The organism is Shewanella sp. ZOR0012 (assembly GCF_000798835.1).
Lineage (GTDB): Bacteria > Pseudomonadota > Gammaproteobacteria > Enterobacterales > Shewanellaceae > Shewanella > Shewanella xiamenensis.
Window position 1 is genome coordinate 1,777,983 of sequence record NZ_JTLE01000094.1, and the last position, 8,639, is coordinate 1,786,621.

The window sequence follows — 8,639 nt, forward strand, 5'->3', positions numbered from 1 at the left end:
TGAGAACTCAAAGGGGTTCTCCTTCTTGGAATACGTTTGAATAATGGCCTAATGCGCTGGCAGAATGTGGCGCTATCGTTTTTGCTGTAGCCTTATCCGCCGATTGAGGCATTAGCGGCGCAAGGGAGAGTGGCACTCTATGGCTGATAAGTTGAGCTAAGCATTTGAGTAAACTGGTGATCGTATCGCTGCCCTTGGCATTGCATGCCATGGCAAATATCGGTTGTTCCTGTGTTTGAACGCCATCGGCGCCCAACTCTAGTTGGCGGCCGATTTTATCGATAAGTGTGCTGGTTTGCCGATCGGCGCCCACTTCAACAAATAAGCGCGCACCTTGTTGATACGCGGCGTTAATCAGCGCGGTAAAATTCAGCGGCGCACAAAAGGTGTCGGCGATACTCTTGGCAATGCTTTGGCTGTCGATGCTGACTGTACTTTGCTGCGCTGCGCTAATGAAACGCACCTGAGTCTCACAGGCATTCGCCTTTAAGCCCAAGGTATAAAACCCTTGGATAGCACTGTGCTGTGACTGCGAGGGCGGGGTATGCATGGCGGTGACTTTATTGCTGGCAATGCCACGCTTATTCAGCCTTTTAAGGAGTTGTAAGCAGCTTGCTTCGCAGCCCGCGAGAATACAGGTATCGCCCTGTTCGATGGCTAGATAAACCCGTGGAAAATCAGCCAGTAGGGCATTAATTTCGGCGCGAGAGGCTCGCACTAAAAAGCTATTCCATACTAGCGGTGCATCTTCACTCAACTGCCAATCGCGGCGCACCGCAAGCAGTGGGCCTGAAATCTCCTGATTGAAGATGGCACTGTTTTGGGTGGCGTTAATCAGGGCATGTGGCGTTTGCCAGATATCCAAACTTGCCCACATGGCCGCTTCACCCATGGAATAGCCCAGAGCGAGTTGCGGTTGGATAGTAAAGACTTGAGTCAACAGCTGAGTAAATAGGTAACTCGCGCCAACACCGCTAATCGCAAGCTGACTTAAGCTCATCTCTGCTGCATCTTTTACGCTTACATTAATTGCGGTTTTCGCATAAGCAGCGCCTTGGTAAATCGCCTCGGCCTGCAACATGGCGGCTAAATTCCCTTCGCGTTCAAGCTCGCGATAAAGTTCAGGGAAATAGCCGTGTAAGTCGCTGAACATATTCGGATAAACTGTGCCAACCCCTGGATAGACAAAGGTTAAGCCTTTATCACCAAGGGGCGAGGCCGCAAAATAACTGCCCGCCGGGGTCTTAAAGACTAGATTGGTCGCTGGCGTTTGGGCTGGAGTTGGCGCAGGAGTCTGTTGCGTCTTTTCAATATAAGCGCGCATCGCCTTAGCTTCTTGCATTAACTCCTCAAGGGAGTCCGCCATCAGTACTAAAGCCAATTCATCCTTTGCTTGATAGCGCTTAAACCAATCACGGCCTTGGCTGCAAAGCCAATCTGTATCGGGAAAGTTTGCCGATAAATCTAATGAATCAATCAGTTGTGATAACTGTACCGTTAAAGACTCAAGTGTATTGCCGCTGATGGGAATAAACAGCCTGTTGGCATTGAGTAATTGCTGAGGGATAAGCCGAGTGCCTTGGGTCAAGATAAGGCTTTGGGCGGTGCTCGCTTGAGGGGCTTTATCCAAGAGATTACCCAAGGGATTACTCAAGAGATTTAGGCTTAACACCCTTGCCTGATGGGGCTTGGTAAACCAATAGCCGTTCTCCGCGTTTTTTACTGGCTTTTCAGCGTGCTGTTCAGCCAGTTGCGCTGCATTAGTCGCATCAAGCATTGGTTCAATGCCTTTAAGGCTGCGATGACTTAACGCCTCAACCGCTTGAGATAATACATTCAACTGACGGGCAAGATTGCCAACCTCCGCGTAGCCATTAACCGCCTGAGTACAATCGCGTTTCGCCAAGGTAAAAGCGCTGTTTAAGCAGCGCTCGACTGTATTTGTATTGATAGTATTTGTTTCTTCAGCTGTTTCAGCTTGGATTTGCGCTAATGCTGAAATATAAGCCTCGGCATGCAGGTGTAACTGGGCAGCAAGCAGGCCATCGAGCAGGTACAGGCTACGGACTTGCTGCTGATATTCAAAGCGGATTTCAATAAGTTGTTTTTGCGCAATATGGGCGAGTTGCTCTGTGATCAAGGCGACCAGTGTTGGCTCATCAGATGGCTCATTAATTAGTGGCTTATCTTCCACATTGAGCTGAATTCGACAAGCCATCAACTGCTGCAGCTTGCTGACATCGGTTTGTGCATGGCTAAGCACACTCTGTATCCTCCCATCACCAAGCCATACGGCTATTCGCAGTGGCTTGGTATTGGGATGTGGAGTGTTTAGTGCCGCATTGCTTAATGCGGCATTTGCGCTTGGGTCGAGTGTCACTTAACACTTACCTCGGCCGTGCTTTGGACTGCTGCCTGCACTATCGTTTGTTGCTGAGGTTTATTGGCCAAAAACGCTTGGTTAAGCGTCTTGCTGATCGTGACTTTTGCTCGCTTCATCTCGCAGCTTAGACGGCCATCCTGGTGGTAGAGGGCAATATTGGCTTCAAGTGAACGGGACGAATGCTTGAGCACATCCAGCACCAATACCGCCTTCTCGCCAAAACCTAAGGGCGAATAGGACACAAACTCGCCAATGGCACTGGGTAAGCTTGCCGCTTGATATTTAAGGCGTGCCCACACGAGCATGGCCTGCAATAACAGATCTTCGGCAAAGGGTTGTGTGCCTTTATCCTCAAGATTTGGCGCAAACTCACCGCAGTCATCTAAGGCCACCGTTGGCAGTGCTACCTTAGCGATAAGCTGCTGATCATCAAAGGCGAGCACTTCGCTTATACCTTGCAGTCTTGGGCCATGGAACAGTGTGCCATCACTGTAGAGCGACTCACGGTTCGCGATAGCGGGTTGCTGTGCCATCTCCTGCATCAGAGAATGTAACTCGTCAACCTCGAAACGCTGCACGTCTGCCGTATCATCCGTCTGCGCCACTAACACTGCCTGATACTGCGGGCGACCTTCAAAGCTTATCAGCGCGGTTAACGCCTCAGTCGATTGCTGTGTAGCGTCGGCAAGCGGCGTGAGCATTAGTTCGAGCTCAATAGGCGCATCGCGGGCAAGTAGTACCTCATAGAAGATAATTCCCTTGAGTAGTCGATAATCGCTGACACTCACCGCCTTACCTAAATGGGCCTTGGCGGCCTCACGCATCCAATCGATGGCGCATACCGTTGGCAACACCGCATGACCGTTGATGCAATGATCCTCAATAAAGCTCATGCGTTTAGGGTCGAGGCTGCGCATGACGCGAATACTCTGCGGCACCGTTTGGACCATAGGCTGCGGATCTAACGCCGTGGTTAGATCCGCTTCAGGCTTTTTTGCTGATGCAGCTTCAACAGTATTAGCGGTATTGCCCTGCATATCGGTTCCGACCAACAGCTGCGCTCCCGTATCACTCAATAATTGGCTGGCAAATAACTCGGCACCGGCTTTGAGTGGAATGACATAGACCCCACGGTCGATAAACATCTTTTTCAGCGCAGGATTGACCATGCCGCCATCCCAAGGACCCCAGTCGAAGCTCATCACCTTGGCTTGTGGCAATTGCTGCGCGAGTTGCAGCGCAGCCTTATTGAGAATGTCGTTAGACATGGCGTAGTCGCTCTGGCCGGTATTGCCGTAAAAACCTGCCGCCGAAGAGAACAGGGCGATAAGCGTTAACTGGCTAAGATCCAGTGCCGATAGCAGATTGTTAAGTCCGGTCACCTTAGTGCCATAAACCCGCTCAAGTTCGCTTAAGGTTTTGTCTTGAATATGTTTATCGGCAAGTACACCCGCGCCGTGGATAATCCCCGTGATGGGCGATAGGGCGCTGATAGGTGCAATAATGCTGGCAATGGCGGCAGGATCGTTAACATCCAGGCTTAAGTATTCGGCGCTGGCGCCAACCGCTTCAAAGGCTTGCAAGGCATGGCTGATTTCAAGGCTGCTTTGTACTGGCCAAACTAAGGCATCCACTTGTTTTGGTGTGGGTTTATCACCCAGGCTTTGCAGATGTGCGATGGCAGCGGCTTTGAGTTCGTTGCGATTTTTACCCAGAGCCCAAGCGGGGATCCCCTGATGGGCGCTACGACCCACGAGGATAAAATGTGCCTTGCAGCGTTTCGCTAAACTTAAGGCGCACTCGAAGGTAACACCCTTAGCGCCGCCCGTGACGAGGATTTTGTCCGCAGACGAGAGAGAGGCGCCACTGCGGCGAAGCACAGCATTGCCTGCAACTAAGGTGGTGCGCTCAAGCTCGCTATCAATACCGACTTCGACTGGCGCATCTTGGAGGTAGTATTCCTGCACTACCGCATTGGCGACCGTTTTAGCGTCCAAGTTTGGCGCGATATCCAGCGCGCGGCAGACCACTCCTGGCCACTCGTGATTTAAGGTTTTAGTGAGTCCAGAGAGCGCCGCTTGGTTGAGTTCACTCTGACTGATGAGGGCACCTGCCGACTCATCCATGCCAATATAGCCAAAACCACCGTCGATACGGCTAACAGTGACAAAGCGGCAGTAGTCGCGCTCAGTTAACAGCGGTTGTAAGTGTTTGGCGAACAAGAAGGCTTGCTCGACCGAGGCTTTGGCTTCGTCTGCCAGCACTAGGCCAGCACTTTTATCGGCAACGGACTTATGCTGTGGCTGCAGATGAATAAAACCAGCGATTTGGCCAAGCGCTTCAATCTGATTGATGACCTCACAAATGCTTTCATCATCAATCGCCTTCAGCGTGAAGTTGGCAATATGGCTATCGAGTGGCGATGCGCTGGCCACAACCGTTTTAGGTGAGCGTACAACCGCAACCTTAACCCCTTGGGCGTGAAGCTTTTCGGCAATCACACCCGCGTTGTGGCCATCGTCGCCGATAACGACGTAACTGTTTGCCGTCAGTTGAACATCGCTAGTTGCTATGATGCGCGCTAACTCAGCCGCCGCTGGCAACTTTTTTAGCATCACCTCACTATGGGGCGGCAGGTCGATGGTGTCCTCGACGGTTTCTGCAATTGCCTCTTGAATTGGCGCAGCATGGTTTTGCTGTTGCGCCTCACTTGATGATTGCGAACCAGCATAGAGGGCGACAATTTCACCTAAGGTGCGACATTCGGCTAAATCCTCAGGACTCAGTTCTGGTAGGTTCGGCAGTTGGTCTTGTACCGTGCCTAGAATTTCCACGCGCTTAATAGAATCGATCCCAAGGTCGGCCTCCATATCCATGCTTAGCTCAAGCATCTCAACGGGATAGCCGGTCTTATCGGCCACGACCGCCATCATAGTGCGTTCAATTTCATCATTAGAAACCGCCGCGCTTGCTGCTACTGCACTTGCGAGTACAGCATTTTGTGTCGCATGGCTGACTGGTGCTGCAGCTGTTACGGCTGTCGATACTACAGGAGCTGCTTGGCTAAAAAGCGCCACAATTTCCCCTAGGGTGCGGCACTCGGCGAGATCTTCTGGGCTCAGTTCTGGCAGGTTCGGTAATTCGTCCTGTACTGTGCCTAGAATTTCCACGCGCTTAATGGAGTCGATACCAAGGTCGGCTTCCATATCCATGCTAAGTTCCAGCATTTCAACGGGATAGCCAGTCTTGTCGGCTACGACCGCCATCATAGTGCGTTCAATCTCATCATTTGAAACCGCCGCACTTGCAGCGACTGCACTTTGTGTCGCATGGCTAACAGTGGCGGCAGCTGTTACGGCTGTTGATACTAGAGGAATTGCTTGGCTAAAGAGCGCCACAATTTCGCCTAGGGTGCGGCACTCGGCAAGATCTTCTGGGCTGAGTTCTGGCAGGTTGGGTAACTCGTCCTGTACTGTGCCTAAAATTTCCACGCGCTTGATAGAATCGATACCAAGGTCAGCTTCCATATCCATGCTGAGTTCCAGCATTTCAACGGGATAACCCGTCTTGTCGGCTACCACCGCCATCATAGTGCGTTCAATTTCATCATTAGAAACCACCGCACTTGCGGCAACTGTACTTGCGAGTACTGCATTTTGTGTCGCATGGCTAACTGAGGCTGCAGCTGTTACTGGAGTCGCTTGGCTAAACAGCGCCACGATTTCCCCTAGGGTGCGACACTCGGCGAGATCTTCAGGGCTGAGTTCTGGCAGGTTGGGTAACTCGTCCTGTACCGTGCCTAAAATTTCCACGCGCTTGATAGAATCGATACCCAGATCGGCTTCCATATTCATGCCAAGTTCCAGCATTTCCACGGGATAGCCAGTCTTATCGGCCACGACCGCCATCATAGTGCGCTCAATTTCGTCATGAGAAACCGCCGCGCTTGCAGCTACTGCACTTGCGAGTACTGCATTTGGTGTCGCATGGCTAACTGAGGTTGCAGCTGTTACAGAAGTCGCTTGGCTAAACAGCGCCACAATTTCCCCTAGGGTGCGGCATTCGGCTAAATCCTCAGGGCTCAGTTCTGGCAGGTTGGGTAATTCGTCCTGTACTGTGCCTAGAATTTCCACGCGCTTAATAGAATCGATACCAAGGTCGGCTTCCATATCCATGCCAAGTTCTAACATTTCAACGGGGTAACCCGTTTTATCGGCGACCACAGAGAGCATAGCGTGCTCGATTTGCTGCACAACTGACTTCTCGGAAAGCGCGTTAGTTGCTGTCGCCACAGTTTGCACTTGTGGGTGTGCTACTTGGGGTTGCTGAACTTGGGGCTCACTCACAGGCGCAACACTCGCTTTTGGCTCTGCGGCTAACGCTTGAACCACAGGTGCCTGTGCTGGAACGACAGGCGTTGCCGCTGTAACTGCCACTGGTGCAGCTTGAATGGGGGCTTGAACCTGAGGCGCAGGCATTTGGCCGAGTAGGGCTAATGCCGCTTGGCTGCTGCTGGTCTGCAATTGCATAAATTCAGCATGGCTCTTTAGGGTTTGTGCCTGATGCTGGTGGAACAGCTCCATCGAGCGTTGCAGGCTCTCTGGAATGGCGATGCCAAGGCTTGCCATTTTGGCTTGCTCTGCCATCAGGGCACTGACGGTATCGCCGTATTGCTGCGGGATCGCTAAAAATTGTTGATGTAATTGCGCGGCCTGGGTTTGGGCGGCAAAAAAGGCGCTCAGGGCATCTTGATTCGCCTGTCCAGTGGTAAAGCTGGTTGGCTGTGCAGGCGTTTGCTGTTGAATATTATTGCTATTTTGTGCCACGGGCTTTTCCACTTCGACAACCTTTTCTAGAATTTTTTCGACAATCACTGGTTTTTCAACGACTTTTTCAACCACTTTCTCAACGAGGCGATCCACATACTGCACTTGGCTGGTAATTTTGCCCGATTGCAGCGAATCGACCATTTTGTTGCGGGTCGCTGGGCTGATGTAGTTGGTCGCGTTGAGCTTGATATTCATGGCTGAAGGCGTTGCTGGCGCAATCAATTCGGCTTGATAAGGGTCGATTTCCCCCAGTGTTACCCCCGCAACCGCCAGTTGCACCGCAGCGCTGCGCAGTTGGCTGTCACTATCGCCCTTGGGATTCGGGTTAATGCTGATAAGGCAAAGCTCGTTTAACTGCGCAGCTAAGGTATTTTCTGCCAACTTTTGCAGAATGTTTTTCGGGCCGAACTCGACAAACACCCGTGCGCCTGCGGCATACATAGCCTCTAGCTGCTCGCTAAAGTGCACCGATTGCAACATATGATCTTTAAAGGCCGCTTTGATGGCGTTGGCATCGGTAGGGTGTAGTTGACCAGTGCCATTGGCATACAGGGCAATCTTTGGCGTGTTGAACTGAGCCTTATCAATGGCTTCGCTAAAGGGCTTTTGCGCATGGGCAACCAATGGCGTGTGGAAGGCACCGGAAACGGGTAGGGCAATCGCCTTAAAGCCTAACTCGCTAATGGCCTTAGCCGCCTGTTGGGTGGCGGCACTAGCGCCTGCAATCACCAGCTGAGTGGGTGAGTTGTAGTTGGCAACTTTGACGCCTTCAAACTGCGCAAGGCAACCGTTGATAGCCTCAATATCCTGTTTTTGCTTAAGAATAACAGCATACATGACGCCAGCATCACGACTTGAGTTGGCATCTTGTGGTGACTGCGCCATCGCCTGTCCACGTTCAAAGGCAAGCTTGATGTAGTCATCCATTGAGATCACGCCAGCGGCGCACAGAGCCGAGAGTTCACCAAAACTATGGCCTGCGAGCATATCTGGGGCGAAACCTGCCTGAGTAAATAGGGCGTACTGCGCCATTGAAAGCGCGCCGATGGCGCTTTGGGCATAAAGGGTATTGGTTAACGCACTTTCCTGCGCTTTTCTCGATTCATCATCGAAGGCGGGGATAGGGTACAGCACGCTTGAAAGCGCAACCTCACCACGGTCGCTAAACACTTTATCGCTGGCGTGGATATGGCGGCGAAGCTCGGGGAAGTTGTTGGCAATTTCCAGTCCCATATTCAGGTACTGCGAGCCTTGGCCGGCAAATAAGGCCGCGACCTTGGTTTGCTCATTGACTAAGGCCTTGGCGCGAAAACTTATCCCTGAGGGTAACTGCCAGCTCTCGGCGCTATTGGATTCTAGCTGCGCTATCGCTTGGGTTAACAGAGTCTGTAACTGGGCATAGTCTTTGGCGATAAAGCCAAGACGGG

2 protein-coding genes are annotated in these 8,639 nt (G+C 51.8%); both read right to left on the bottom strand.

The annotated features are described in order from the left end of the window. Window positions 1-7: 7 nt before the first annotated feature. Window positions 8-2,380 carry a PfaB family protein gene (locus L976_RS09465; protein WP_156143177.1) on the bottom strand — a complete coding sequence of 791 codons (2,373 nt, stop codon included), beginning with the start codon at window positions 2,378-2,380 and terminating at the stop codon, window positions 8-10. Further along, window positions 2,377-8,639 (bottom strand): SDR family NAD(P)-dependent oxidoreductase (locus L976_RS09470; RefSeq protein WP_047540336.1); only part of this gene is annotated, 6,263 nt, incomplete at its 5' end. The genes L976_RS09465 and L976_RS09470, both read right to left, overlap by 4 nt.